We start from the raw sequence: 23,734 nt of genomic DNA on the forward strand, positions 1-23,734 counted from the left end.
CGCTCAGCGCCCCAATTCATCATACTTGCTCGCTAGGATGTCCCCACATTAGTGGATTTGCATACGCTCCTTTAACACTGGATGTTGATTCACCAACACCATCTAATGCTCCAACGGTCAATTCTCTAGCAAACCAACACTCTAACGGCGCTAGTGTTTTTACAGGAGGAAGGACATTGTGAGGCGTATTGTAACGGTTGCCATAATGGAACGGTTCGCCCATAACAAAAATGACATCTGCGTCCAATTGTTTCTCAGCTTCTTCCATTAATTTAGAAGCGTATCGCTGCCCTTGGTATTCAGGTAATACCGCCAAAGGGGCTAATACATAACATTTTAGATGTGGTGCTGTATCTATTGTAATTGGGGTGTAACAAGCATGCGCTACGCCTTCATAAACAATAGAAAAACTACCGTCTGCAATTAGGTTATCTGCAAATTCAGCATACAGTTTTGCGTGTCTTTCATCATAAAGACCTCCTGCTACTGCGAAAGTGTCGTATTGAATTTGATAAGGTGTTTTCATTTTAGTTTTTCCTAATTGGTGCTTTGTAAAGCTATTACAAAAAAAAGATCGCAATACTTTGAAGATTGATTCACCGACTTAAATAAAACAACACCTATAAAAAGTTATCAATTAGATTAAATTTAAAAAAATAATAAGTATTACTTATAATCAAAAGAAGTAATCGTCATTAGTCCTATTCACCTCAAATTACCATAATGACCCCAACAAATAGCTAGCATGGATTTGCAAATAGCCGTGATTTTGATTTTTGTTCTGGGTATTAGGTTGTTAACGTGCCCACAAAGTCTTTGTCACTGTACCAATGGAAAGGTGATTATTTTCCCCACTGACTAATGCTTATAGCCAGTGAATTTTGATAAGACTTTAGGTAATGCATTATGAATAAATCTATTTTAACAATTATGGTCTCAGCTTCTTTATTGTTATCTGGCTGCTCTTCTTCTAGTGACTCAGGTAATTCAGGACAAACGAATCCGGGTAATCCTGTCATCCCAGATATAGATAACTCTCCAGAGTGGGGGCTAGATTTGGGTGATACGCCTGATTGGGGAGTTGCTGACCCTGATTTTGGTCTTCCAACACCGTCTATCCCAGACATTGATAACACGCCTAGTTGGGGATTAGATACAGGGAATACACCTGATCGTTTACCTCCTGTATGGGGTGGCCCTGAAATGCCGCCAATCGATAATGGCCCTGAAGCTGGCTATACCATTTCAGGAAGTACTATTACAGATACAAATGGCAATATATTCGTTATTAAGAACGTAAACTGGCACGGACAAACAATGTTAGTCCAAGACCAAGATGGTAAGGAATACAGTGTTGAGATTGTTCGACAAGGAAAATATGAAGGTGATTTTTCCGTCTTTTTTGACGGTCAATCCATCGTGATTAGTGGTGACTCGGTTCAAGGTGGATTAAGACCTTTAATGGAAAATACTAGCCCAAATATAGACCGTAACTCTATCCGTGATTCAATTCGCTCTCGCTTAAACTAATCCTGTATTGCTCCTAGCACTTTGCTAGGGGCCCCTTTTCTAGGCTAAAAAATGAAAACCATTTCAATTATTTGCAGCACAATGATGTTCTGCACTTCAGCACTTGCTGGAATTGATTTATCAATTGAAAAGGATGTCGTAGAAGTTGGAGTTACTGCAGCGGTAACTCAAAATACCTATTTATATATTGGTGGCGATAACGAGAACTGGGTTGGCGTCGGCATTGGCTACCATGCGTTTGTTAACTCAAACTGGAAGTTAGCGTCTTACTATGAATACGGTCTAAAAGATGACTGGATACTAGAGGAACTGGCTGGTATAGATGGAGTTAAAACTAAAACACACTTTGTTGAGTTATCAGCCACTCGATTCTTCGATGGGTATTCTACTAAATTTGGAGTAACAAGCGAATTTGTACGCAATGGTTTTACCTGGATTACTGTTGATGATGCGAATAAGTACTCAACCTATATCTCAGGTGCTAAGTACTTTCAGCATGCTTATATTAGTAGTAGATTTGAATACCATTATGCTGATGACAAATCCGACATGCTTGATTTTAACAAAGGACAAGCAAGTGAACTGGAACTGTCGATTGGTACTATGCGCCCTATTTGGCATGTCTATCCATATGCAAAAGTATCCTCCTTTAACCCTAACAAGTCTTACTATGGAATGACTGATACAAATTATAACTGGACGGTCGGTGGGCGAGTCTCGTTCTAAAGTACGAACTCATAATTCAAATATATTTAGGTTCGGTTGTATCGCAAAGTTAGCCTCGGAAACATCGTTCTTTAAATAAGAACAATAAATGATCCCCAACAAACGATAATAAGTTCATTATCCTTTACTGGGGATACTCAAATCAAAATGTGATTAGATTAAGGCGTCGATTCCTATCATAGATATTTTTCTATTGGTAGCAACTGCAAAAACTGAGATTCAAAACGCTCCCATCGACCAGTTTCTGGTTCTTTTTCCCAGCTTTTATCGCCTGAATACCAACGAACCTCGCCTTCTTGCAATTTCAAATGCCAGCTGTTTTCATCATCCATTGCATGTTCTATATCGCTAGCAAGGCTCTCTGCTATTTGTTGATCTTCAATGATAAGAATGGATTCTGTATTCAGGTAAGTTGAGCGTAAATTGAAGTTAAAAGAGCCAATACTCGCGATACGATCATCAAAAACAGCAGACTTGGCATGAAGTCCATAAGGTAATATTGGCGCACATTTGGTAATGTCACGGGTCGATTCTTCACATAACCCAGCTTCTGGTTTTAATTCATATAGCTGAATACCATGTTCAAGCATATCTTTACGGCGGCCTGCATAACCTGAATGATTGGTGGTTAAATCGTTCGATGCCATTGAGTTAGTTAGCGCTTTTATCTCAACGCCCTTACTAACCAATTCTTGCCATCCTTCTAATTGGGCATCATCAAAAATTAAATACGCCGATTCTAATAAGATTTCTTTATCTGATTTACTGGCTAATTTTGCGAGCGCTTTCGCCGTTGCTTTTGGCTCACTGGTGTTATCTTTATCTAAAGGAACAGGTCGGTCAGACACAAAATGCGCATTCACCCAAGTCATCTTTGCTGTTAGCTCTTCTAAGAACTGATAGGCGGTTTTATTGCCCTCAGGTAACGCTGGATAATTTGTGTAAATTGGCGCTGCTATCTCATCCAATACGGGTTGTTCTGGTGATGTTGCCTTACCCAATAAATCAACAGGGTAAGACCAAGTACTGTCCCAATATTCTGCAAAACTGGTTTGAATATCACCGACCACTGAGCCCATCACCAATACATCGCGATCACGAAAATTAATCTCTTCAGACAAATCAAAATATTCATCACCAATATTACGCCCACCCACCACAGAGAAAGCCCCATCAACGGTAAACGATTTATTGTGCATACGACGATTTAGACGAGAGAAATCCCCTAAGAAGTTCACCCACTTGGTAACACCACGACGAGTTGGAATAGGGTTGAATATACGGATATCGACTTGAGGATGTGAGTTAAGCGCAATCAATAGATCTTCACGCTCGTTTAAGTTGATGTCATCAAGCATAACGCGAACTTTTACGCCCCGATCAGCCGCCGCTAATAAACGACTCGCCAGATAATGGCCTGATGTGTCTGAATTCCAGATGTAATATTGAATATCAATGGTGTGTTCTGCGGTTTCAATCAATGCTAACCGTTGAGCAAGGGCATCCCACCCTGCATCTTGTATTAAAACGGCACTGGTTTCTTGTGTCGTTTTTTTAGGTATCGATGTATCTCTTAATTCAGATAAAGAACTTATTATCGGTGCTACTGCTTGCTCGCTAGCGTGCTCAATCCCATCAGGAAGTGAACCACACCCCGAAAGAATAGCGACGAAAAATAGGGTGATATTAATGCGTTGAAGCACTGACATTTATTAAACTTCCTTTTAATTTTTAGTAATCAATCCTGATTATCTCTGCCGTAATCTTAGCAAGAAAACAAAGAGTAATCTTATATATTCTGATATGATGCTTTTTTTCCTTAACCACTGTTTATATATCCATGTATACATTACGACCTTACCAACAAGATTCTGTTAAAGCCGTTATCCATTATTTCCGAAAACACACAACGCCTGCGGTGTTAGTGCTGCCTACGGGTGCCGGAAAAAGTTTGGTGATAGCTGAATTAGCACGAATAGCAAAAGGTCGTGTGTTGGTACTTGCTCACGTTAAAGAGCTTGTTGAGCAAAACCATGAGAAATATGAAGGCTATGGTGAAGAAGCCTCTATATTTTCAGCAGGGCTAGGTCGTAAAGAAAACGATAAGAAAGTGGTGTTTGCCTCGGTGCAATCTGTGGTGCGTAATCTTGATTCGTTTAAGGATCAATTTTCCTTATTAGTAATAGATGAGTGCCACCGCGTGCCTGATAACAAAGACACCAGTTACCGTAAAGTGATTGAGCACTTACAAACCCAAAACTCAGGTATTAAGGTGCTCGGTTTAACCGCTACCCCTTATCGTTTAGGGATTGGTTGGATTTACCAATATCACACCCGTGGACAAGTCAAAACTGATACGCCTCGTTTTTTCCGTGATTGCATTTTTGAATTGCCTATTCAGTACTTATTGGATGAAGGCTTTTTAACGCCAGCAAAACTCTTAGATGCCCCAGTATTAAGTTATGACTTCTCGCAATTAAAGCCAGCCTCTACCGGTAAATACAAAGAATCAGAATTGGATTTGGTGATTGAAGAATCCAAACGCGCCACCCCACAAATTGTTCAGCAAATAGTGGAGTACGCCAAAGACAGAAAAGGCGTGATGATCTTTGCTGCCACAGTTCGCCATGCTCAAGAAATTCTTTCTTTATTACCACCAGAGCAATCTGAATTGGTGATCGGTGATACTAAAATCATTGAACGTGATGCGATCATTCAGCGCTTTAAGAAACAACAAACCAAATTTTTAGTTAATGTCTCAGTGTTAACTACTGGTTTTGATGCGCCTCATGTCGATCTAATTGCTATTTTACGTCCAACCGAATCCGTCAGTTTGTATCAACAGATCATTGGTCGAGGGTTGCGTTTAGCGGAAGGAAAAACAGAGTGTACGATTTTAGATTACGCAGGGAATTGTTACGATCTCTACCAACCAGAAGTTGGTGACCCTAAACCTGATAGCAACAGTGAAATCATTACTATTCCCTGTCCTGCCTGTGGTTTTAATAATAACTTTTGGGGGAAGTTAGACAGTAATGGCTTTTTACTTGAGCATTTTGGTCGTCGCTGCCAAGGTTATTTCGAAGATGATGAAGGCACGCGTGAAGAGTGTGGCTATCGCTTTAGAGCCAAATACTGTAACGAGTGTGGTGCAGATAATGATATTGCAGCACGTATCTGCCATGAATGTGATGCGATCTTAGTTGATCCAGATAAAAAGCTAAAAGAAGCGCTCAAATTAAAAGACGCTCGAATTCTCAACTGTATTGATTTGACGCTTACCGCAGGAAAAAACCAATTCGATAAACCACAAATTAAAGTAACTTATTTAGGTGATGATGATTCTGAACTGCATGAAGTGTGGCAAATGGCGACTAAAAAACAGAAGCAATTATTTTTGAATAACTTTGTGCGCCCTCATTTGGTCGATAGACACCGTCCATTTGAAGAAACAACGGCAATAAAAATCGCGAATAACCAACACCGTTTTCGTCCACCGAGTTTTGTGATTGCTCGTAAACAAGGGAAGTTTTGGTCTATTCGCGATAAAATCTTTGAAGAGTAATTTGAATTATGATTGGTATTATCTAGAAAATTACCACAGCGAACGATAATTCATGTGACAAGAGCGGCACTGAGAGAACGCCTTATCAAGCGCGGCTCGTGCTGCAACGTCATCTTGCTCTACTGCGGCTTCACTGATTAACATAAATTGCTGCGATAGCGTATTAAATTTAGCTTCAAATTCTGCTTTTTGGACCCAAATTTTAGTCCGTGCTCGGCTGTTATCTGCACTGCCTTCTGGAAACAACGTCTTTTGCTCTTCAACCGTTAAGTGAGCACTTTGGGCAAGTGGCATGATTTCATTCCAATCTAGCACCTCTTTATCAAACACATCATCTAATAAATCAATCGTTGCATCGAGGTGCTGAAAATTATCTTGTCGAGTCTCTATCTCTTTAGTGTAATCCGCTGCTATTACGGAAAAAGAAAATAACGTAATTATCCCTATTTTTTTCATATTTGCCTCCATTCGTTTTTCTTTATCAATCCACCATCCACTAATATTACATGCCGCGACGCTCTATTTAACAGCAATTTCTTTACATTACCAAAATACTATTTAAAACACACGAAAATAGGTTGTTAGATAAATAATGGGGTGGTACTATTCGCGCTCGTTTTTCGAAACGAAAGTCTGTTAAGTTAGGTCGCTAAGCTTAATGGCATTTTTTTATTTTACTATTTTGAGAGTAAAGACTATGAAATTTGAAGCAGTAGTACGTACTGAACAAGGTAAGGGTGCGAGCCGCCGCCTTCGTCACGCTGGTAAATTCCCTGCAATCGTTTACGGTGGCACAGAAGCTCCAGTATCAATCGAACTAATCCACAGTGATATCATCAACCAAATGGATAAGCCTGAGTTTTACGAAGCAATTGAGCTAGTAATCAATGGCGCTACTGTTAAGGTTAAGCCGCAAGACGTTCAACGTCACGCGTTTAAGCCTAAAGTTGAGCACATGGACTTCATCCGCATCTAATTCGAGTCTGTTTTATTCTTTTGCATTATGTTATTTCTTTCTTACCAATTGAAATAACAGCCCCTTTAAGGCCCTGATATTACCAGTATCAGGGCTTTAATCTATCTGACGCACACGATTATAGAATCTCCCAATTCTCTTCTGCTTAAAAACTAAGATCCCCTTCTCATTTTGTATTCTAAATTATAAGACAACAGTAATTGAACAGTGTTTTTTACGTTTTACTGACAATATTGGGGTATTCTCTTCTATACTTCGGTGTATTAAAAAAAGTTAAACTTCATAAACCAGTTAGGAGTTAAAATGAAAAAATTATTAATGGCTGTATCTCTACCTGTATTAATGGCTGCATGTGCAAGCAATGGCGATAATCTAATGGCTGACGCTCAAGTTTCTGCTGACATGCTTCAACACCACAACTGGCAGTTAACGCAAGTTGATGGTAAAGACATCGCTACTCCTGAAAGAATGGAAGCTCCACGTCTTGAAATTGGTGAGAAAATGACAGCTAATGGTAACGCTGGCTGTAACAACTTCTTTGGTCAAGGTGAGTTAAACGCTGAAGGTCAATTCCGCATTGAGAAAATGGGAATGACAATGAAGATGTGTATGGGCGATGTAATGACAACTGAACAAGTTATGTCTAGTACTCTATCTACATGGAGCGACATTACACTGACTAAAGAAAACTTGATCCTTAAAGGTCAAGAGCATGAGCTAACTTTCACACTGCGTGATTGGGTAAACTAATCAAGTTGTGTTAATACCAATTCCACTAATTATCTGATCTAATTAGTTACATTGGTATAAATCTATCTTCGATCTAACCAATCTGAAGATACAAAAAAACCGGTGAATTCCCCTCACCGGTTTTTTATTGTTTGTTATTTCTAATCTTCAGTCCAACGCTTAAAGATAAGCGATGTATTGATACCACCAAACGCAAAGTTATTACTCATAATATAATTACAATCAATCTCACGCCCTGTTCCTGTAATGTAATCTAGTTTACCACAGCGCTCATCGACGTTATTTAAGTTCAGTGTTGGGCTAAACCAATTGTTACGCATCATCTCGATCGATAACCACGCCTCAATCGCTCCACAAGCACCAAGTGTATGACCAAAGTAGGATTTCAATGAACTAACTGGCATTGATGAGCCAAATACGTTTTCTGTTGCTGTACTCTCTGCAATATCACCACGCTCAGTTGCTGTACCGTGCGCTGACACATAACCAATTTGTTCTGGAGATAAGTTCGCATCTTTTAGTGACATTTCCATACATAATTGCATGGTTTCCATTTGAGGTTGTGTCACATGAGCTGCATCGCAGTTACTTGCAAAACCGATCAATTCAGCATAAATCGTCGCACCACGTGCTTTTGCGTGCTCGTATTCTTCAAGTACTAGTGCACCTGCGCCTTCACCAATAACTAGACCATCTCGATCTTTATCATATGGACTTGGCGATGTTTTAGGCTCATCATTTTTTAAGCTAGTTGCAAATAATGTATCAAATACGGCTGATTCTGTTGGGCATAACTCTTCTGCACCACCTGCAACCATTACAGTTTGGTAACCGTGTTTAATGGCTTCATACGCATAACCAATCGCTTGGCTACCCGAAGTACACGCACTGCTTGTTGGGATAACACGACCACGTAAGCCAAAGAATAAACCTACGTTTACCGCAGCGGTGTGAGGCATCATTTTCACATAAGTTGTTGCTGTAATCGCTTTAGTACTCTTCTCGCTTAGCATGACCCCAAAAGCGCCTACGGCATCAGTTGAGCCCGTTGATGAGCCAAAAGCAATACCTGTTTGACCATTGGTTAGAACGTCATTACCAATCAAACCGCTTTGCTCTAACGCCTGCTCAGAAGCAACAGTAGATAATAATGACACTCGCCCCATTGAGCGGATCTTTTTACGAGTGTAATGCTTTGGTAAAATAAAGTTATCAATCGGTGCTGCAAGCTTAGTGTTAAGGCCATCATAAACCTCAAAGCTTGGCATATATTGAGTGGCATTTTCACACTTACGCAAGTTTTCGCCTACGGTGTTCCAATCGCTGCCTAGCGCTGTTACGCCCGACATGCCAGTTACCACAACACGACGACTCATACTAAACCACCATTAATAGAGATAACTTGGCGAGTCACATAACCCGCAACATCTGACATTAGGTAACTAACAAGCCCTGCAACCTCTTCAGGATCACCCATTCGACGTAATGGCACTTGCGGTAATGCATGCTCTTTTACATGTTCATCAACCATACCGGTATCAATCAAACCTGGAGCGACACAGTTTACTGTAATTTTTCGTTTTGCTAATTCTAATGCAAGGGACTTAGTTGCACCTATCACGCCTGCTTTAGCGGCGCTATAGTTGGTTTGACCACGGTTGCCAACAATACCAGACACTGATGCCAACGTGACAATACGGCCACCTTTACGTTTTTGAACCATAGGCATCACGCAAGGGTGAAGAACATTGTAGAAACTGTCTAGGTTAGTATGAATAACGCTGTCCCACTCTCCTTCTGTCATTGCAGGAAAAGCGGTATCACGAGTAATTCCCGCATTACTCACAACGCCGTAATACGCACCATTCACTTCGATGTCATGTTCAAGCATAAGTCGACATTGAACACGATCACTAATGTCAAACTGAATTAAGCGACCTGCGCCGCCGTTCTCTTCAATTGTCGCTAATGTTTGTTCAGCTCCGGCTTTATCACTCATATAGTGAACAACCACAAAGAAACCATCTTTTGCTAACTGTTCTGAAATTGCGCGACCAATCCCCTTACTGGCTCCGGTCACTAATACCTGTCTCATCATGATTCCCTCTACTGCTTGTCTTGCTTAGGAGCTAAAAGCTCTTCTAATTTTTCTTCTGTTGGCACGAATACGTTTAATTGGCTTGATGCTATTTGCTGGCTATTACATTCAATATAACAACTGAATACCGCCATGCCATTATTCTCTAAGATTTGCTCTGCAAAAATGTCGAGTGTGTCGCCTTGCTGAAATTCACTGCACTCTGCTTTATATTTTCGACTACCAAGCAAAAAGCCTATTGGGGACTTATTGCCTTTTTTCCACGCATGATAACCAGACCATCCAGCGACACTTTGTGCCATAAATTCAATGCCTACCAATGCAGGAATCGTGTTGGTTTCATGATTAAAAAAGACGTTCTTATCACTAATAATGACTTGGCAGTGAATAGACAGCTCTTGAACATCAATCAACTTATCAACTAACGCTAATGGCGTATCATGAGGCAAAAGGTCGATTAAATCAGGAATATGGCTCATGAATGATACCCAAAAATTAAACTAATATTATTGCCACCAAAAGCAAATGAGTTACTGATGATCGCTTTCTTTTCTAAACTCTGGCTTTGAACTAAGTTAATCTCGGCTAATTCAGGATCAATCTTACCATCGTTGATTTGCACAGGTAATGCTAAATTGAATTTGAGTATATGCCAACAAATTGAAGCCTCAATAATACCAGCCGCCCCTAGCGTGTGCCCGGTTAATGGCTTAGTGGAACTGATTGGTGTTTGAGAACCAAAGACCGCATTAGCCGCTTTAGATTCCATTGCATCATTCAATGGTGTCGCTGTACCGTGAGCATTAATGTAGCCAATGTCCGTAGCATGAAGTCCTGCATCTTTTAAAGCTTTCTCCATCGCTTCTATTGCGCCTTTTCCTTCTGGATGAGGTGCTGATATATGATGCGCATCTGAACTGTCACCTGCACCTAATAGAGCAATGGGATCATCGGAGTCTTTTTGCTCTGCGCTTAGTAGCATATACGCACTTGCTTCACCGATATTAATCCCTTTTCTATTCGGACTAAATGGCAAACAAGGCGTATTTGATAACGCTTCAAGGCTATTAAAACCGTTTAGCGTTAACTTACATAACGTATCTGTACCACCAACGATAACCGCATCCACAAAGCCTGATTTTAATAATCGCTTTGCCGATAAAAAGACACGACCGCTAGAAGAACACGCCGTTGAGATTGCATACGTAGGGCCAGAAAGATCCAAATATCGAGCAACAAACTCAGCAGGGTTTCCTAATTCTTGTTTACGACAGTGGTAACCAGCAGAGAAAGCTCCTAATTGCAATTTCTCACTCAGTGCAATTTCTCCGTCAGAGATCCCCGACGTACTTGTCCCGACAACAACAGCAATACGATCCGCGCCGTACTTTGCCTTAGCTTCTTGGATTTGAGGTTCTATTTGCTGCAATGCTGAAAGCACTAATTGGTTATTTCGGGTATTAAATCCAGATAGACTCGACGGTACTTCTGGCAACTCACCTTCTGCTTTGCCAACAACAGTCGATTTACCATCATTTAACCACCCACCTTCTGCTCTCATTGATGGGGCTTTATTTCCACTAAGAGACTGATGAATATCACTTGTCTCTTTACCTAATGCTGAATGCGAACCACAGGCATGAATATATACAGGGAAATCACTCATTTTATTTATCCATTATTCTTTGAGTTTGCGCTTCTATGAATGTGAAAACGTTTTAATTTTAATGACGTAACCTAAATGAGGACTGGTTAACAAAATGTCACCATCAAACTTATTTTTAATTGAATCATAACGAATATCTAATACCGTTTTACCTGTTTCATCAACCAAAATTCGATGATTATCACCCTCACTTAATTTCCACCCAATGCTATCTAATGATGCCTGCCAAGACTCGATTGGCCACAAGGTAATCATAACATTGAATAAAACTTGCTCTGGTGGAGGTAATGTCTCAGAAAGCCCAGCCATAACATAAGTATCTAATGTTAAGCCATCATAATCTAAGCTAAGTAATCGTGAGCCCCATGAAGCAAAACCCGCGAGAACAAGGTCATTACCTGTCAGTTGCAATTGAACAGGAAGTTGTTGTTTCTTACCTTGAAATTCTACTGAGATTAACTGACTTAATGATAAATCACTGCCATATTGAGCTGGTTGAGGAAGCGTAATAAATTTACGTTGAGCAACCTCTACTTGATTAGCTTGTTTAATCGGTTTTGATGTACATCCCATCACGATAAACGACAAAATAAAGACGCTAAAATAACGAAGTACTGCACGTTGGTTCATCATTATTTCTCTCTTCTATTAGGTAAATGATACAGAGGTAACTGACTTAATGGTGCGAGTAACCAAGCCACAATGATACCTGTTAATACTGTGATACCAAAACTGTGTATTGCTTGGGTTTCGCTTAATGCTAATAGCCCAAAAGAAAGGATGGTGGTTAGCGCTGATAATGAAATCGCTAATAACGTGCTTTCTCTGTGCGAGTGATCTCCTTGCTTATTCTGCTCAGCAAAGAAAAGGGTGTAATCAATCCCTATTCCCAATATCAACATTAAGGCCAGTAAGTTAAATAAGTTTAATGGCACTCCCGTTAATACCGTAACCGCCAATCCTGCACACCCAGCAATAAAAGGTGGTAAGACAATTAAGAAAGCTTGCTTTAGTTTATAACGAGGTAGAAGCAGTAAGAATATCGCAAGGTAGGCCATCAATAACAGTTCAGTGATTCGTTGTCGGTATTGAGCAAACAAAGTAGAAATCTCTTCTGCTTTATTAAGGTAAGTGACGCCATTATCTTGGGCAAAATCACTTAATGCTGCGCTATCAACTTCTTGATTAAAGGTAATAACAGATGCGAATACATTATCAATTTTCCCAAGCCACAAGAAACCTACGCTCTTTGAAATTGGAGATGCTAAAAACCCTTTAATCGTAAGCGCGTTATATGGTTGTAATTGGGGCAATGCTTTCTTTTGTTGTATTACTTCCTGATAAGTACTCGCTTGAGTTCGGTATAAATCATTAACCAGTTGGTAATTTGCTTGCTGTGTTTTTTGCGAAGGTACATAACGGCTGATAGATTGAAACCCACCAAACCCCTGTTCTTGATCCAACTCATGTGAGATTGTCTCTAATTTCTGTAACAGCCCTTCTTCTGAGTTATCTCGAACCAATAATAATTGTTGAGATCCCCCAACACCGGTAATGCTTTTGATCTCTCTTTCTTGTTGCTGCAGCGCTTGTGGTAAAGCTTGAAGTTGACGAATATCATCATCGTACTTTGCTTGTGTAACCCCAAAAACAGCAGCGACTAATAAGCTTAATGGCAACACTAATCGCAGCAAAGGTTGCTGCCACACAAGTAACCATTGACTTAATGCTCGTTGAGCAGGGATAACATGATAGTTACTTGGCTTACTTGCAAGTAACGGATACCAACACACAACGGTAAAATAAGCAGCAGTTAACCCGATGGCTGAGAATAGCGATAATTGTTGTAAGCCTGGAAATGGCGCAATTAGCATACCTAGATAACCAATCAAACTTGTGATTAGCCCTAAGGTAATTGCTGGAAAAAGTTGTTTTATACCCTCAGCTGAATTCCACTTTTCACCCGCATTCAGGCGATCAGTTAAAAAATGAAAGGCATAATCAATAGAGACACCTATCAAGCTAGCACCAAATACCAAGCTAAATAAATGGATTGAACCAAAGAAGGCAATCGTTAATACATAAGCGCAGAATAAGCCTGTCGTAATAGACAATAGAGCAAGCGCTAATGGCATGGCACTTCTGTATACGACCAGAACTAAAACAAGAATACCGATCAAAGATCCAAGCCCAATAGTACTTATCTCACCTTTTGCACTTTCTGTACCATGAGCAGCATAGAAGATAACGCCAGTATGCTGCACATCAACCGAGAATTGCTTCTGTATGCTCTGCTCTAATGCCATTAAATCAGGCAATTGCCGCTGTAAAGAAAGTTGATAAGATGATCCAGCAAGATCGGCGGTGATCACAATGTATTTATGATCATCAACCGTTACTGTGAGATAACCATTTTTTATTTTAATGTTGCCAGAGCTTGTTGTTAAACCCGACAAGTAGTCTCTGAATAATAGAAATGGATCATTTTCTAATTCAAGCCCTGTCACACCCGAAAAAGGGTTATACAGCGCTTGTAATACCTGTTGAACTTGTTGCTCTGGTGCTGAGGTTAATTGCTGCTGTTGTTTTTCAGTTAATAACTGAGCGCGAGCAGGAAAATAATATTGACCCCACGCTTGCTGCTGGTCTTTACTTACTGTTTCTGTAACAGAATCAAATAAAGGCAGCTCTTTTAAGGCAGCACTAAATTGCTCAACAGCATTGATGAGTTTTTTATTGTCATTCTGCTTTTGACGAACAACAAACACCACTTTATCACTCATGGTATTTGCTATGGTATCAAACGCGTGTTGAGCAACCGTATCTTGTTGATTATCAGGCAGTAGCGCTAATATATTGGTCTCGACAGGAAGAACGCCCTTTGTGTTGGCTTGATAAACAAATAGACCAACAAGTCCTAAAATTATCAATAACCAACTTAAAGCAAACTGTCGAGGCTTGAACCAGTTAGAAGGTAAATGCACGTAACTCTTCTTCTGTTAATGTAATTGGTTTGGTTGATTGCTTAGTAAACAGCATTTCTGTTACGTCCCCACGAACTTCACTTAACACAACGCGATTCAAGTAAGTACCGCCTTCGATTTTGATCGATTTAAACACACTATCAATCGGTGATGTGGTTGGTGTTAATAACAACGTCCATGCTTCTTTTTCGCCCGATAACGTTAAGGTGAAATTTTCCTTAATCGCATCAGTATCCCCCTTAAATAACGAAAGGAATAATCGCGTAAAGTAGAATGCCATTGGGTTTTGAGTGTCATTCATCACTTGGGCTTCACCATTTATTAACTGACGAAGTTTATTCTGCGTTAACGTCAATGTAATAGGGAATGGTTTAGTTTGTTGCCATAACAACCCTTTCTCATGATCCAATAAAAAAGATCCTGATGTTAATAGTGGCTGACTGAACATTTGCATCGTTCTAACTTGCTGAAAGTCACCACGTACTAACGCTGACTGAGCGAGTTGCTGCTGTAAATCATTTACATCAAAAGCAAAACTATTTGCACTGAATAAAACGCTTAACGACAATAACAAGGTTGAGATGTATCGTTTAATGCTATGCATTCTGGTAAGCCTCTACTTTATCGGTAAATGCTTTAGGTGATACAAAGCACATTTCGTCGTTTTTCATCTCAACAGCAACCTGCATCGTATGCCCTCTTGTCATTCTGACTCCAGATTCCGCATCATAGATAACATAATCTACACGCATACGATTCTCCCATTCAGTCAGTGTTGCCACCACTCGAATGGTGTGGTCGTAACGTATGGATTTAGTGTATCGGACACCAACATCAATGATTGGCCAGAGATAACCAGATTCAACCATATCGTTATAACTGTATCCGATTTTTTTCAGCATCTCATGACGAGCAGTTTCAAAAAATCGGAAATAGTTTCCGTGGTAAATGATGCCCATTGGGTCCGCATCTTGAAAAGCAGTTGTGATCAACACTTCTGAACTTAATACGTTCAACGTTGATGATCCATCAGCATTAATCACAGTGTTTGACATTAATATAGCGTCCAATGTTGTTGTTGAATTTTAGTAATAAAATTACGTAGGTCTTGTTCTAACGGGCGATCTTCATCTACAAAAGCAAATTCAGATAAGACCGCATCACGCATTGTTTTCAGCTCAACACTTAACTCATCATTATTTAGTTCGCCTTGTCTCTCACGTAACACTAACGCTTGAGTTGCCGCTAATAGAGAAGCTGAAGTTACTTGCTCAGTTAACTGAAGAACACGTAAGCAATCACGAGAAGCAATGGTCCCCATACTCACTTTATCTTGGTTGTGACATTCTGTTGAACGAGAGAATACACTTGCTGGCATCGTGCCTTTAAGTGCTTCTGCTGTCCACGCTGAGATACCAATTTGTACCGCTTTAAAGCCATGGTTAATTGGTTTACGAGCGCCAGTTGCGCCAGTTAGGTTGAATGGTAGGCCGTTGTTGAACTTATAATCCATTAACTGTGCCATTTGGCGATCAAGTAGATCAGCAATGTTAGCAACCGCTGTTTTCAGCATGTCCATCGCCATGGCAATGTGACCACCGTAGAAATGACCGCCATGAAGAACACGCTCATTATCACCATCAATAATTGGGTTATCGTTAGCACTGTTCAATTCGTTCTCAATCATTTGACGTAAGAACGGTAGGCTATCTTGAAGAACCCCAATAACGTGAGGCGCACAGCGTAAAGAATAACGGTCTTGCAGGCGATCACTGTTTCTTGGTGGTGTTTCGTTGTGTAAATCAGAACGTAACCACGAAGCGATTTGTTGTTGACCCGGATGCGGTTTTACGGCAAATAATGCTTCGTCAAAGTGAAAGTCATTACCTTGCATGCCAACAGAAACCATTGCGGTGATCTTGGTTGCCATTTGCGCTAGGTACTCAGCACGTTTATAGGCTAAACATGCCAACGCCGTCATTACTGACGTACCATTCATTAACGCTAAACCTTCTTTTGGCTTCAACTTAATTGGTGTGATATTTAATTCTTTAAAGACATCAGCCGTTGCGCGAATTTCACCTTTATAGATCACTTCACGCTCACCAATCAGAGCTGCTGCAAGGTAAGAAAGCGGCGTTAAATCACCACTTGCGCCCACTGAACCTTCTTGAGGAATTCGTGGTGAAATACCATGATTAATAAGCGTTACAATTTGATTTAATAAATCATGAGTTACGCCCGACACTCCTTGAGATAACGAACATAAACGAGTCGCTAATACCGCACGTGCTTGTTGTTCATCTAGGTTCTCACCTAAACCACAACCATGAAAGCGAGTTAAATGTAATGGCAACTCATCCACTAAGTCCATTGGGATAGCAACCGTACAAGAATCTCCGTACCCGGTTGTCACACCATAAATCACCCCTTCTTCTTTTAAAAGGCGCTCTAGGAACTCAACACCACGGTCAATTTTAGCAGTAAATGCATCAGAGTTATTAAGTTGTGCATCAGCACCATTTGCAATTTCAACAACGTCTTCAATCGTCAGACGTCCCTTACCAAATGTAATTGAATTAGTTGTCATCTTTCTTTCCAGTTAACTGCCAAAAATTAAAAAAGTTATACCACTGCGATGGTGCTTTCAGTGTGAAATGCTCCAATCGTTGGGCATAATTTTGTACGACTTCTTGCAAAGCTTCTTCTCGCTTACCGCGAGGTAATGTAATTTGTTCTGAGAACGGTTCAAAATACACATCAAAACGTGGCTCTTTTTGTGAATCATCACGCAAGCCAAACATAAGGTAAACCGGTTGTTTTAAGATAGAAGCCAGCATAAATGGCCCCTGCGGGAACGGCGCTGGTTTACCTAGGAAGTCCGCCCAAATAACACGATCTTCTTTAGTCACTGAAGTACGATCACCAACAATAACAATCCACTCACCTGCATCTATCTTTTGCTGTAATAAAATAGCGGTATCAGGCCCCATTTTACTGACTTGAATCACATTAACCTCAGATTGAGGATTAACCGTTTTCATTACTGCATTAAAACGCTCTGCATGTTCAGTAAACACCAGTGCGTTAATTTTAAGATCTTTGTGTCGACGACTCAGAGCACGACATAACTCTAGGTTACCCAAATGTGAACCTAACATTACGATGCCTTTTTCACGTTGAGATAACGCTTCATAATGCTCAGTACCATGCACAATTAAATTCTTTTCAGAAAAATCACCACGCCATGCCGCCAGTTTATCTAACATAGTTTCACCAAATGAAACTAAATGACGATAAGGAGTGAGTTTGTCAGGCAGTGCAATGCCTTTAACCCGAGCGTAGGCATTTACTTGTTGAATAAAATCATCAGACGCTTGTTTTACAGAGCCACCACGTAAGTAGTAATACGCCATCACTGGCTTAAGTAATAACGAGAAAACACGACGACCAAAAGTAGAATACACCCACAACAACAACTGCATTCCGATGATAGTGCCACGCTCAGCATGAGACGACCAATGATCGTCTTGTATGGCTTTTCGTTTTAATAATGACGGGATTCGTGGCAGCATGCCAAAAAACAACTTAGTGTGCATCCAACTGATTTTAACGTTATCCCATAAAGCATCAAAATGAGAGATGCCATCTTCAGGGTAAATTACACGTGTATTGATAAAACGGATATCTGTATCATTCCAATACATACGGACCATTATTTCGGTATCAAAATCCATTCTTTGCCCAAAAACAGCACGCTCAAGAACGCTAATAGTTGGCCCTATTGGATAAGAACGAAAACCACACATACTGTCTTTAATCGCAAAAGAGAGCGTCTCTATCCATACCCAAACATGTGTGACATAGCGCCCATACAAGCGAGATTTAGGCACGCTTTCATCATAGATTGGTTGGCCAGAGATCAACGCTGTGGGATGAGCTTGTGATTCTTGAATCAGCTTAGGTAATGCTTCTAAATCATGTTGACCGTCAGCATCAATTTGAATCGCATGGCTGAAGCTTTGCTGATACGCAGCTTCTATCCCTGCAATTACAGCTCCGCCTTTGCCTTGATTCTCAGCTAATGTAATTAAGGTTACTCCTTTATTACTTGCCGCTACATCCATTAATATCTGTTTTGTTTCTCTATTGCTGCCATCATCAACAATCAACATTGGATAACCAAAACTGAGTAATGATTTCACCACTGCTGGAACTGTTTTGCCGTGGTTATAACAAGGAATAAGAAAACAAGGACGGAAGGTTGTCATGTTATTGTCCTAATAAAATTCGGCCAGAGGAATGTTTACTCACACTCTCGCCTTGTTTAGAACTAAAAGCAAAATACAGTTTTTCTTTATCTTTAATCCACTTTAACTCTAGTTCAACATGAGTATTCGGCAGGATTGGTTCTTGAAACTTCAGAACTTCCATCCCTTTAAAGACAGAATTTGCCTGCAAATATTTTTGACCATAATAAATAGCCCAATCCACCTGGGTCACACCGGGTAATAATGGGTGATTAGGAAAATGCCCCGTAAAATCTAAAAGATCATCATCCACTCGCATAGAAATAACTATGCTAGATTGATTGTCATCTTGAACTGACAGATCAGTCGAAATAATTGTCGGTTTACGTTTTGTCATGAGTGCTTCTTTTAATCATTAACATCATTAAATAGCTGCTGTAAGTCGTGCATTTGACGCTTACCTTGGCTATTCAATGGAATTTCTTTAACCGCCCTAAAGCGACGTGGAATACCAACAGGTTCTAACCACTCTCTTAATTCAGAGCGTAACTTTAACCAAAACTTACCTTTAGAGCCTTGTTGTATTGATTTGTTCCCTGCATCTGAAAGAACGATAACCGCACCCAACACGGTACGTTTCGCTTCTTCCATTGGGATCACAGCCGCTTCATTAATCCATTCAAGCTGCATTAAACGTTTTTCAACTTCAGTCAGTGAAAGCCGTTTCTCTTCAATTTTAATGACTCTATCGACTCGCCCTTTTAGCATGAACTGTCCATTATCTAACAAATCACAGTAATCACTGGTCGGATACCAAAGCTCATCATCAATAAACGGAGATAACAGCTCTAAGCAATGTTCGATATTCAATCGTGCTTTATGAGAAGGGAAAAAAGTCCATAATGATGTCGGCTCAACCTGTTGTCGATAACCTACCCCACCCGTTTCGGTACTCCCATAAACTTCAAACGGACGCAAAGATAATTTCTGCTCGCTTTGGTCTGCCCCTTCAATGGCTAACGGGCCACCAGAAGAAAATACCATTTGATAACGATTGTAACCTTCATGATCAGCAAGGCGCTTTAATAATGCAGGGCTGCAAATTAGCGTCTTCTGATGTTCTGGGCGATGAGATAAAATTTGCTCAGGATAAGCAAAATTATTACAACTGAATGCACGCCCTGCACATAATGGCCATAGTACTCTGAATAATAAGCCGTAAATATGTTGGTGAGAGACAGTGCTGTAAATCTCTGATGAACCGAGTTGATTACCCCAAAGTGACTCAAGTTGTTGAATTTCGTTATCCAACAATTGCAGCGTTTTTTTAATTGGCTTTGGAGTATCAGTAGAGCCTGATGTAAATAAAGTAAGGCAAACTTGATTCAATACTAATGGAGATAACGGAACAGAGGCATCAGTAGTAATATTTGAATACTCTACATGCCTTTCACATGGCATGATTTGAATAATGTCATCATGCAATAGTGCATCAAAATGTTCAGACAATTCAGTGAGTGCCGCGGGTTGATGGTTGCCCGGTAAAATGATGTGCTTATTAGCATGAGCTAGCGCAAGAAAAGAAACAGCAAATTGATAACTGTCACCAAAACACAGCGCCCACTTAGTCTCTGGTTGATGCGAAAGAAAGCCACATACTCGTTGAACGTCCGCTTGAAATCTCTGATAGCTAATATGATTATGCTGTTCATCAAAGCAGACGACATGAGTAAGAGTGTTTTGTAAAACTACATCAGAGAGAGATTGATAACTCATGCTTCTTTTCTCTTTATCCATTGACGAACTAACCATTCACTAACAAACAAGGTGCCAATCAATAAATAGCTAATAAAACCGTTATACAACATCCATACTTTCATATCTAAAAAGCAGGTAGAAAGTGAAATAGAACCATTAATAACAAAAAATACACACCACACTTTTGTGACTGTTCGAGTGTACGCAACACCACTAGGTGGAAGATCTGGTTCTTGAAGGCGAGCAAATCGCTCTATCATGCTTTGTGGCTGAAATAGACTCCAACAAAAGACGATAAACATAACCACGTTGACAATAACAGGGTAGAAAGTAAACCACCCTTCAGAGCGAAATACCCAACCAAGACCAGCAAGAATAATCCCTGCCGCTCCACTAATCATCGCGATGTATTTAAGCTCTTTAATTGGAACCTGTTTGCCACCGACCATTCGCACTACAAACAACACCGCCAGCACGCCTGCTACTGTCGTAATTCCACCAAAATGGAGACCGTAGTAAACCGCTAGCGGATAAGCAAGCAGTGCAATGGCTGACAATACCGTCAGCCAACGCATTATTTTAGAAGTGCAGCGACAGAGTTAACGACATCTTCAACAGTACGAACCTCTTTAAATTCTTCTGGTTTGATTTTTTTGCCTGTTACTTTTTGTAAGTGAACAACCAAATCAACCGCATCGATACTGTCCAAATCAAGATCGGTATACAGTTGAGCATCAAGGGTAATATCTGCTTCATCGATTTCAAATAACTCAACTAATGCTGTCGTTACTTGTTCTAATACTTGTTCCTTATTTACATCTGTCATGACTTACTCTCTTACGCTTTATTTTCAGTAATGTAAGCAGCCAAGTTTGCTACTGACGCAAAATGTTCACGAGTTTGAGTATCGTCAGCATCTAATACTAGGTTGTACTGCTTTTTTATCGCTAAACCTAATTCTAAGGCATCAATAGAATCTAAACCTAAACCGTCACCAAATAATGGGGCTTCTGTTTCAATATCATCTACAGAGATATCTTCTAGGTTAAGCGCTTCAATAATTAATTGTTTAATTTCGTTATGTAATACTTCCATCAATAACCTACTTATTTTCTTTTGATGTTTTAAATTTATTTTGTGGATACAAGGCTGTATCTAAAAATCGATTTACGTTTCGAGCCGCTGACGACGAAGAATCAGCGTCTTCAATGTATGGAGCAATGGCTACCTTATCTTTCACTTGCACATGAAAGAATGGGCGCACATCTGGAACTTGATACCATTTTGCTTCTTTAGTTAAGAAACTTGGCGTTACCGTGACATGAATAATGCGTAAATCACTTTCACTACGAACGGCTATTTGTGCCGCGCCACGCTGCAGTTTAGATTTAAGACCAGGTGTTGTCCGTGTTCCTTCAGGGAAAACTAACAATACATTTCCTGAATTTAACTTACCTGAACACTCTTCTAAAAATGCTTCTGGTTCACGATTTGGAATATACCCCGCCGCTCTCACTATCCCGCGAATAAAAGGATTATGCCATAGCGCCGCTTTTACAATGCAGTCACATTGCGGTAATTGTGAAGCAATTAAAACATAATCAATCAAGCTAGGATGATTAGCGATAATTAAACAGCTTTTATCATTTTTTAAGAGCTCAGCACCGTCAAACTGATAACGAATAGCACGACTGTAATGCATGGTTTTACAAAACAATAAAAAGCTACGTTGAATAATCAATTGCACACGCATCTCTCGTTGTTGCGCATTCTTTGCGGTAAACGTAAGCGTAGGAAAAATGATAAATGTTAAACACAGGGCGCCAATACCAAAAAGAGAGAAGCAAAGCCCTGTTGCCACTATTCGCCAATATTTATCTATCCGTGAAAATACCGTCATTTATTTATTACGAGTCCATATCCATTGAGTTGATTGACTATTAACCTTCCATTGATCATTTGATCCTACTAAGTTAGCAATACATTGCAACCCATGAGGTAAAACTTCGAGGCTAACTGATGGTTTATTGCTCCACTCAACCCGAATATCTTCTCCAACGCTTAAAATCAGCCCTAATGCATAACCCTGATACGCTTCTTTCTCGAATATTTCATAATGAGAAGGAAGCGGCTCATCAAAATCAACAACGAGAACGCGATGATTAGGATTGTCATATAAATATGCGGATGCTTCGATTAATGCAGAGTGGAACGTGTTCTCTCCAGCAGCAATAGATGTCACAGGAATGGATTGTTTTGCAGTAATAGTAAATAAGCCAGCCGCCGTATTATGCACTGACTGAGAAAATGCCATTGGAGAGGCATCATTTCCATTTAAAATATCTTCTAATAATGCACTGGTTCTTGTCAGTTCACCGTGACGACTGGCAAATACCAAATAATCCACATTTTGATTTTCAATTAATCGTAAAGCAGTTTGAACGGCTAATTTACTTAATGAACTCATTCTACGTCGTGCCATTGCAGGAATTTTATCAACTGACGCTTTTTCACCTTTCGGCCAAGTGAAGTTAGTTTCTTGCCATTGTTGCCACGCAGTTTTGCTTTCTATGCCTGCCGAAATTGCGTGCCAATCGATAATATTAAAATTTGCGTATGCCATGATGCCCACTAATAGTAAAAACATTACATTTTGTAACTCTACTCGTATAGGATATATGAATTCAGTGACTTGGCGCAAATACAAAAACGGCAAGCCATTCTGTAAAAAACATAAAAATAGATAATTAAAGGATATTAACGATGAAAATTTCAGCACCATTATTGCTAACGAGTGGCTTATTATTTTTATCCGGATGTACCAATGTTATGACATTAAATGATGCTAAAACTGGTGACAATTTATTACAAACCAACAAGCAAGTTTATACTTTGGTAAACTTGCACCCAGGCGCTAGCCGACTTAAGCTTTATTCAGTTAATTATCAACAAGATGGTTTAATACCATTATGCACAAAAATAGATATAGTTAATGTTCAAAACAAGCGCCTTACCTTTAAAATAGACGGGACTGATGGACAATACGTTCTTGATAAACACAGCTCATCTCCTGACTTTTCAACGTATTTAAGTCACTATTTTGGTACGGAATGCAACACCTCAAAAATACAAAAACTCAGTATATTAGACCAACAAGGGATCAAAGAAGGTATTGCTAAAGAAGGCATGACAAAAGAAGGGGTGAAATATGCGATCGGCTTCCCACCAGAACATAAAACTCCAGATTTAAATAGTGATGAATGGCTATATTGGAAAAACCGATTTAATACATTCAGAGTCGAATTCAAAGATAATCTCGTTTCTAATATCGTTGATTAATCGACTGTTCTTTATTTCATATCGGTGGTTTCTTGCTTTTGAACAAAGTTTCACTTTAAACCCCTGATATGATCCATTCATCTTCTAATAAT

Annotated in this window: 26 protein-coding genes; 6 read left to right on the forward strand and 20 right to left on the reverse strand. The window is 39.9% G+C overall.

Annotated features, from left to right (window positions below; all coding sequences use genetic code 11):
* Positions 1-19: 19 nt before the first annotated feature.
* Positions 20-526 carry a GNAT family N-acetyltransferase gene (locus AC2IP4_RS09195; RefSeq protein ID WP_375322071.1) on the reverse strand — a complete coding sequence of 169 codons (507 nt, stop codon included), beginning with the start codon at positions 524-526 and terminating at the stop codon, positions 20-22.
* Between the two features lie 380 nt (positions 527-906).
* Between AC2IP4_RS09195 and AC2IP4_RS09200 the strand changes: the two genes are divergently transcribed.
* Positions 907-1,530, forward strand: a complete 624-nt coding sequence (locus AC2IP4_RS09200) for a hypothetical protein (RefSeq protein WP_375322070.1) — start codon at positions 907-909, stop codon at positions 1,528-1,530.
* An 81-nt stretch (positions 1,531-1,611) separates the two neighbouring features.
* Positions 1,612-2,256, forward strand: a complete 645-nt coding sequence (locus AC2IP4_RS09205) for a hypothetical protein (RefSeq protein ID WP_375322069.1) — start codon at positions 1,612-1,614, stop codon at positions 2,254-2,256.
* Positions 2,257-2,432: 176 nt separating this feature from the next.
* Here AC2IP4_RS09205 and AC2IP4_RS09210 read toward each other — a convergent pair whose 3' ends face one another.
* On the reverse strand, positions 2,433-3,965 hold the full coding sequence (locus AC2IP4_RS09210; protein ID WP_375322068.1) for a phospholipase D family protein: 1,533 nt from the start codon (positions 3,963-3,965) through the stop codon (positions 2,433-2,435).
* A gap of 131 nt (positions 3,966-4,096) precedes the next feature.
* Between AC2IP4_RS09210 and radD the strand changes: the two genes are divergently transcribed.
* Positions 4,097-5,821 carry a DNA repair helicase RadD gene (radD, locus tag AC2IP4_RS09215; protein ID WP_375322067.1) on the forward strand — a complete coding sequence of 575 codons (1,725 nt, stop codon included), beginning with the start codon at positions 4,097-4,099 and terminating at the stop codon, positions 5,819-5,821.
* 30 nt (positions 5,822-5,851) lie between these two features.
* Here the strand turns inward: radD and AC2IP4_RS09220 are convergent, their stop codons facing one another.
* Positions 5,852-6,277, reverse strand: a complete 426-nt coding sequence (locus tag AC2IP4_RS09220; RefSeq protein WP_486310201.1) for a cytochrome c — start codon at positions 6,275-6,277, stop codon at positions 5,852-5,854.
* Positions 6,278-6,518: 241 nt separating this feature from the next.
* Between AC2IP4_RS09220 and rplY the strand changes: the two genes are divergently transcribed.
* On the forward strand, positions 6,519-6,797 hold the full coding sequence (rplY, locus tag AC2IP4_RS09225; RefSeq protein WP_130048037.1) for a 50S ribosomal protein L25: 279 nt from the start codon (positions 6,519-6,521) through the stop codon (positions 6,795-6,797).
* A 303-nt stretch (positions 6,798-7,100) separates the two neighbouring features.
* Complete coding sequence (locus AC2IP4_RS09230; RefSeq protein WP_375322065.1) at positions 7,101-7,547, forward strand: META domain-containing protein; 447 nt, start codon at positions 7,101-7,103, stop codon at positions 7,545-7,547.
* Between the two features lie 140 nt (positions 7,548-7,687).
* Here the strand turns inward: AC2IP4_RS09230 and AC2IP4_RS09235 are convergent, their stop codons facing one another.
* The 17 genes from AC2IP4_RS09235 to AC2IP4_RS09315 are packed head-to-tail and all read right to left on the reverse strand — an operon-like array spanning position 7,688 to position 22,926.
* Positions 7,688-8,923, reverse strand: a complete 1,236-nt coding sequence (locus AC2IP4_RS09235; RefSeq protein ID WP_486310202.1) for a beta-ketoacyl-ACP synthase — start codon at positions 8,921-8,923, stop codon at positions 7,688-7,690.
* Positions 8,920-9,645, reverse strand: a complete 726-nt coding sequence (locus AC2IP4_RS09240) for a 3-ketoacyl-ACP reductase FabG2 (RefSeq protein WP_105054319.1) — start codon at positions 9,643-9,645, stop codon at positions 8,920-8,922. The genes AC2IP4_RS09235 and AC2IP4_RS09240 overlap by 4 nt, the downstream gene beginning before the upstream one ends.
* Positions 9,646-9,653: 8 nt before the next feature.
* The gene (locus AC2IP4_RS09245) at positions 9,654-10,124 is read right to left on the reverse strand and encodes a hotdog family protein (protein WP_375322063.1); all 471 of its coding nucleotides are present in this window, start codon (positions 10,122-10,124) and stop codon (positions 9,654-9,656) included.
* Positions 10,121-11,311 (reverse strand): beta-ketoacyl-[acyl-carrier-protein] synthase family protein, encoded by a 1,191-nt coding sequence (locus tag AC2IP4_RS09250; protein ID WP_375322062.1) that lies wholly within the window; start codon positions 11,309-11,311, stop codon positions 10,121-10,123. The genes AC2IP4_RS09245 and AC2IP4_RS09250 overlap by 4 nt, the downstream gene beginning before the upstream one ends.
* A gap of 33 nt (positions 11,312-11,344) precedes the next feature.
* Positions 11,345-11,944 carry a DUF3261 domain-containing protein gene (locus AC2IP4_RS09255; protein WP_375322061.1) on the reverse strand — a complete coding sequence of 200 codons (600 nt, stop codon included), beginning with the start codon at positions 11,942-11,944 and terminating at the stop codon, positions 11,345-11,347.
* Positions 11,944-14,295: an MMPL family transporter gene (locus AC2IP4_RS09260; protein ID WP_375322060.1), complete on the reverse strand. Its 2,352-nt coding sequence runs from the start codon at positions 14,293-14,295 to the stop codon at positions 11,944-11,946. The genes AC2IP4_RS09255 and AC2IP4_RS09260 overlap by 1 nt, the downstream gene beginning before the upstream one ends.
* Positions 14,279-14,899, reverse strand: a complete 621-nt coding sequence (locus AC2IP4_RS09265) for an outer membrane lipoprotein carrier protein LolA (RefSeq protein ID WP_375322059.1) — start codon at positions 14,897-14,899, stop codon at positions 14,279-14,281. Before AC2IP4_RS09265 ends, AC2IP4_RS09260 begins: the two co-directional genes overlap by 17 nt.
* Positions 14,892-15,350: an acyl-CoA thioesterase gene (locus AC2IP4_RS09270; RefSeq protein WP_105054314.1), complete on the reverse strand. Its 459-nt coding sequence runs from the start codon at positions 15,348-15,350 to the stop codon at positions 14,892-14,894. The genes AC2IP4_RS09265 and AC2IP4_RS09270 overlap by 8 nt, the downstream gene beginning before the upstream one ends.
* Positions 15,350-16,885, reverse strand: coding sequence for an HAL/PAL/TAL family ammonia-lyase (locus tag AC2IP4_RS09275; RefSeq protein WP_375322058.1), 1,536 nt, complete (start codon positions 16,883-16,885; stop codon positions 15,350-15,352). Before AC2IP4_RS09275 ends, AC2IP4_RS09270 begins: the two co-directional genes overlap by 1 nt.
* Entirely contained in the window at positions 16,875-18,566 is a 1,692-nt protein-coding gene (locus AC2IP4_RS09280) for a glycosyltransferase family 2 protein (protein ID WP_375322057.1), read from the reverse strand. Before AC2IP4_RS09280 ends, AC2IP4_RS09275 begins: the two co-directional genes overlap by 11 nt.
* Position 18,567: 1 nt before the next feature.
* Complete coding sequence (locus AC2IP4_RS09285; RefSeq protein ID WP_375322056.1) at positions 18,568-18,942, reverse strand: 3-hydroxyacyl-ACP dehydratase FabZ family protein; 375 nt, start codon at positions 18,940-18,942, stop codon at positions 18,568-18,570.
* 11 nt (positions 18,943-18,953) lie between these two features.
* Positions 18,954-20,342: an AMP-binding protein gene (locus tag AC2IP4_RS09290; RefSeq protein WP_375322055.1), complete on the reverse strand. Its 1,389-nt coding sequence runs from the start codon at positions 20,340-20,342 to the stop codon at positions 18,954-18,956.
* Complete coding sequence (locus tag AC2IP4_RS09295; RefSeq protein WP_375322054.1) at positions 20,318-20,878, reverse strand: COG4648 family protein; 561 nt, start codon at positions 20,876-20,878, stop codon at positions 20,318-20,320. Before AC2IP4_RS09295 ends, AC2IP4_RS09290 begins: the two co-directional genes overlap by 25 nt.
* Positions 20,878-21,129 (reverse strand): acyl carrier protein, encoded by a 252-nt coding sequence (locus tag AC2IP4_RS09300; RefSeq protein WP_060990464.1) that lies wholly within the window; start codon positions 21,127-21,129, stop codon positions 20,878-20,880. Before AC2IP4_RS09300 ends, AC2IP4_RS09295 begins: the two co-directional genes overlap by 1 nt.
* An 11-nt stretch (positions 21,130-21,140) precedes the next feature.
* Entirely contained in the window at positions 21,141-21,398 is a 258-nt protein-coding gene (locus AC2IP4_RS09305; protein WP_060990463.1) for a phosphopantetheine-binding protein, read from the reverse strand.
* 7 nt (positions 21,399-21,405) lie between these two features.
* A complete protein-coding gene (locus AC2IP4_RS09310) occupies positions 21,406-22,203 on the reverse strand; it encodes a lysophospholipid acyltransferase family protein (RefSeq protein ID WP_375322053.1) in 798 nt (265 codons plus the stop codon).
* Entirely contained in the window at positions 22,204-22,926 is a 723-nt protein-coding gene (locus tag AC2IP4_RS09315) for a beta-ketoacyl synthase chain length factor (protein ID WP_375322052.1), read from the reverse strand.
* A 140-nt stretch (positions 22,927-23,066) separates the two neighbouring features.
* Between AC2IP4_RS09315 and AC2IP4_RS09320 the strand changes: the two genes are divergently transcribed.
* Positions 23,067-23,642 (forward strand): hypothetical protein, encoded by a 576-nt coding sequence (locus AC2IP4_RS09320; RefSeq protein WP_486310203.1) that lies wholly within the window; start codon positions 23,067-23,069, stop codon positions 23,640-23,642.
* The last annotated feature ends 92 nt before the right edge of the window (positions 23,643-23,734 follow it).

The organism is Aliivibrio thorii (assembly GCF_057368585.1).

Excerpts from the sequence above, each read along its gene's own strand:
- AC2IP4_RS09210 (WP_375322068.1), bottom strand. The coding sequence starts at position 3,965 with ATGTCAGTGCTTCAACGCATTAATATCACCCTATTTTTCGTCGCTATT.
- AC2IP4_RS09255 (WP_375322061.1), bottom strand. The coding sequence starts at position 11,944 with ATGATGAACCAACGTGCAGTACTTCGTTATTTTAGCGTCTTTATTTTG.
- AC2IP4_RS09300 (WP_060990464.1), bottom strand. The coding sequence starts at position 21,129 with ATGACAGATGTAAATAAGGAACAAGTATTAGAACAAGTAACGACAGCA.
- AC2IP4_RS09250 (WP_375322062.1), bottom strand. The coding sequence starts at position 11,311 with ATGAGTGATTTCCCTGTATATATTCATGCCTGTGGTTCGCATTCAGCA.
- AC2IP4_RS09310 (WP_375322053.1), bottom strand. The coding sequence starts at position 22,203 with ATGACGGTATTTTCACGGATAGATAAATATTGGCGAATAGTGGCAACA.
- AC2IP4_RS09315 (WP_375322052.1), bottom strand. The coding sequence starts at position 22,926 with ATGGCATACGCAAATTTTAATATTATCGATTGGCACGCAATTTCGGCA.
- AC2IP4_RS09245 (WP_375322063.1), bottom strand. The coding sequence starts at position 10,124 with ATGAGCCATATTCCTGATTTAATCGACCTTTTGCCTCATGATACGCCA.
- AC2IP4_RS09200 (WP_375322070.1), top strand. The coding sequence starts at position 907 with ATGAATAAATCTATTTTAACAATTATGGTCTCAGCTTCTTTATTGTTA.
- AC2IP4_RS09305 (WP_060990463.1), bottom strand. The coding sequence starts at position 21,398 with ATGGAAGTATTACATAACGAAATTAAACAATTAATTATTGAAGCGCTT.
- AC2IP4_RS09240 (WP_105054319.1), bottom strand. The coding sequence starts at position 9,645 with ATGATGAGACAGGTATTAGTGACCGGAGCCAGTAAGGGGATTGGTCGC.
- AC2IP4_RS09230 (WP_375322065.1), top strand. The coding sequence starts at position 7,101 with ATGAAAAAATTATTAATGGCTGTATCTCTACCTGTATTAATGGCTGCA.
- AC2IP4_RS09280 (WP_375322057.1), bottom strand. The coding sequence starts at position 18,566 with ATGACAACCTTCCGTCCTTGTTTTCTTATTCCTTGTTATAACCACGGC.
- AC2IP4_RS09290 (WP_375322055.1), bottom strand. The coding sequence starts at position 20,342 with ATGGATAAAGAGAAAAGAAGCATGAGTTATCAATCTCTCTCTGATGTA.
- AC2IP4_RS09235 (WP_486310202.1), bottom strand. The coding sequence starts at position 8,923 with ATGAGTCGTCGTGTTGTGGTAACTGGCATGTCGGGCGTAACAGCGCTA.
- rplY (WP_130048037.1), top strand. The coding sequence starts at position 6,519 with ATGAAATTTGAAGCAGTAGTACGTACTGAACAAGGTAAGGGTGCGAGC.
- AC2IP4_RS09275 (WP_375322058.1), bottom strand. The coding sequence starts at position 16,885 with ATGACAACTAATTCAATTACATTTGGTAAGGGACGTCTGACGATTGAA.
- AC2IP4_RS09285 (WP_375322056.1), bottom strand. The coding sequence starts at position 18,942 with ATGACAAAACGTAAACCGACAATTATTTCGACTGATCTGTCAGTTCAA.
- AC2IP4_RS09195 (WP_375322071.1), bottom strand. The coding sequence starts at position 526 with ATGAAAACACCTTATCAAATTCAATACGACACTTTCGCAGTAGCAGGA.
- AC2IP4_RS09220 (WP_486310201.1), bottom strand. The coding sequence starts at position 6,277 with ATGAAAAAAATAGGGATAATTACGTTATTTTCTTTTTCCGTAATAGCA.
- AC2IP4_RS09270 (WP_105054314.1), bottom strand. The coding sequence starts at position 15,350 with ATGTCAAACACTGTGATTAATGCTGATGGATCATCAACGTTGAACGTA.
- AC2IP4_RS09320 (WP_486310203.1), top strand. The coding sequence starts at position 23,067 with ATGAAAATTTCAGCACCATTATTGCTAACGAGTGGCTTATTATTTTTA.
- AC2IP4_RS09205 (WP_375322069.1), top strand. The coding sequence starts at position 1,612 with ATGATGTTCTGCACTTCAGCACTTGCTGGAATTGATTTATCAATTGAA.
- AC2IP4_RS09295 (WP_375322054.1), bottom strand. The coding sequence starts at position 20,878 with ATGCGTTGGCTGACGGTATTGTCAGCCATTGCACTGCTTGCTTATCCG.
- AC2IP4_RS09265 (WP_375322059.1), bottom strand. The coding sequence starts at position 14,899 with ATGCATAGCATTAAACGATACATCTCAACCTTGTTATTGTCGTTAAGC.
- radD (WP_375322067.1), top strand. The coding sequence starts at position 4,097 with ATGTATACATTACGACCTTACCAACAAGATTCTGTTAAAGCCGTTATC.